Source organism: Microbacterium sp. Bi128, assembly GCF_918698205.1.
In genome coordinates, this window is the sequence record NZ_CAKKMM010000895.1 from 1 (window position 1) to 2105 (window position 2105).

A 2105-nucleotide genomic window follows, 5' to 3' on the forward strand; every position below is an offset into this window, starting at 1 on the left:
GTGGGCCTCAGTGGCCGTGCGCCTCGGGAGTGGGCGTCCCGTTCTTGCGCGCGTAGGCCTCGGCCTTGTGCGCGTGGCGGTTCGAGACGTTGCGGTACGACAGGGTGACCAGGCTCAGCGAGATGAACACGACGAACGCCACCGCGCCGATCCAGAGGGTCTCGGCCTGAACGTTGCCGCCGTGGTGTGCGCCTTCTTCAGCGGCGTGGGCGATCAGCGAGGCGAAAGTCATCAGTGCTCCGTTCGAGAATTCTGCGCGAGGCGCAGATCCATTTTAGCGGTCAGGCCCGGACCTGGCCGTCGCCGCGCCCGAGCCACTTGGTGCTGGTGAGTTCGGCGAGCCCCATGGGGCCGCGCGCGTGCAGTTTCTGCGTCGAGATCCCGACCTCGGCCGAATTCTCCCCCGTCGGTGAAGCGCGTCGACGCGTTCACGAGCACGACGGCCGAATCCACCTCGGCCAGGAATCGCGCTGCGGATGCCGCGTCGTCGGTGATGATCGATTCGGTGTGGTGCGTCGAGTACCGGCGGATGTGCTCGAGAGCGCCGTCGAGATCGTCGACCACGCGCACGGCCAGGTCGAGGCTGAGGTACTCGGTCGCCCAGTCCTCTTCGGTGGCCGCGACGATCCGCGGGTCGTAGCCCGCCGCCGTCTCGTCGCCGTGAACGCGCACCCCGGCGGTGGCGAGTGAGTCGAGGAGGTCGGGCAGGAGCCGGTCGGCCGCGTCCCGGTGCACGAGCACCGTCTCGACGGCGTTGCAGACGCTCGGACGCTGGGTCTTGGCGTTCAGCACGATGTCGCGCGCCCAGTCGGCCCGCGCCGTGGCATCCAGGTAGACGTGCACGACGCCCGCACCCGTCTCGATGACCGGCACCGTCGACTCGGTCACCACGGTCTCGATCAGGCCCGCGCTTCCGCGAGGAACGAGGACGTCGACCAAGCCGCGCGCGTTCATGAGGGCGCGGGCGCCCGCACGTCCGAACTCGTCCACGGTCTGGATCGCCTCGGGCGAGACGCCGCGGCTCTTCAGCGCGCCGCGCATGACCTCGACGAGCGCCGCGTTGGAGCTCTGGGCAGCGGATCCCCCGCGCAGCACGACCGCATTGCCCGAGCGCAGGGCGAGGGCGGCGATATCGACCGTGACGTTGGGGCGTGCCTCGTAGATCGAGCCGACGACGCCGAACGGCACGGCGACCTTCTCGAGCGCGAGACCGTTCGCCAGCGTGCGGCGGTCGAGCACGCGGCCGACCGGGTCGGGAAGCTCAGCCACGTCGCGGACCGCGGCGGCCAGAGCCGCCACCCGCTCGGCATCCAGGCGCAGTCGGTCGAGCAGGGCGTCGCCGATATCGGCATCCCGGCCACGGTCGAGATCCTCGGCGTTGGCCGCGACGATGTCGTCGGTGGCGGCGTCGATCGCGTCGGCGATCGCGCGCAGCATCGCCGTCTTGGCTGCGGAGTCGAGGAGTCCGACCTGGCGGGCGGCGTCCTTCGCCAGACGCAGGCGATCGTCGACCGAGACGGCGGTGAGGGTCATCGTGTCAGTCTATCGCTGCCGACACGGCGCCCACGGGGCCCGTGCTGAGGGTGACGGGGTCGGGATGCGGCGCGAACCACGTGCCGACGGACGCGCCCGCGAGGGCCTCGGCGACGAGGTCGGCACTGGTGACGAGGACGCCGACGCCGGCCGCGGACGCGAGCTTGGCGGCCGAGGCCTTCGTGGCCGCTCCCCCGGTGCCCACACCGTTCACGGTGACGGACCCGAAGGTGTACTCCGACAGGTCGTCGCCCCACTCGGCGTCCGTGATGGGGCGGGCGTCCGGCTCACTGGGCGGGGCCGTGTACAGGCACTCGATGTCGCTGAGCAGGACGAGTGCATCGGCGCCGATGAGCTGGGCGACGAGCGCTGCCAGACGATCGTTGTCGCCGAAACGGATCTCGTGGGTGGCGACCGTGTCGTTCTCATTGACGATGGGCAGGATGCCGAGCCCCAACAGCCGCTCCATCGCGCGGCGCGCATTCGACCGGTGCGTCGCGTTCTCGAGGTCGCCCGCGGTGAGCAGAACCTGCCCGGCGAGGAGCCCGAACCGATCGAGCGCGGTCTGGTAC

General features: G+C 70.8%; 2 protein-coding genes and 1 pseudogene. All 3 read right to left on the reverse strand.

The window, feature by feature from the left end; translation table 11 throughout:
• Positions 1-7: 7 nt before the first annotated feature.
• Positions 8-232 (reverse strand): hypothetical protein, encoded by a 225-nt coding sequence (locus LQV45_RS27725; RefSeq protein ID WP_138172323.1) that lies wholly within the window; start codon positions 230-232, stop codon positions 8-10.
• A 49-nt stretch (positions 233-281) separates the two neighbouring features.
• Positions 282-1533, reverse strand: a pseudogene (locus LQV45_RS27730) (glutamate-5-semialdehyde dehydrogenase).
• Between the two features lie 4 nt (positions 1534-1537).
• Positions 1538-2105 (reverse strand): glutamate 5-kinase (locus tag LQV45_RS27735; protein WP_230010092.1); only part of this gene is annotated, 568 nt, incomplete at its 5' end.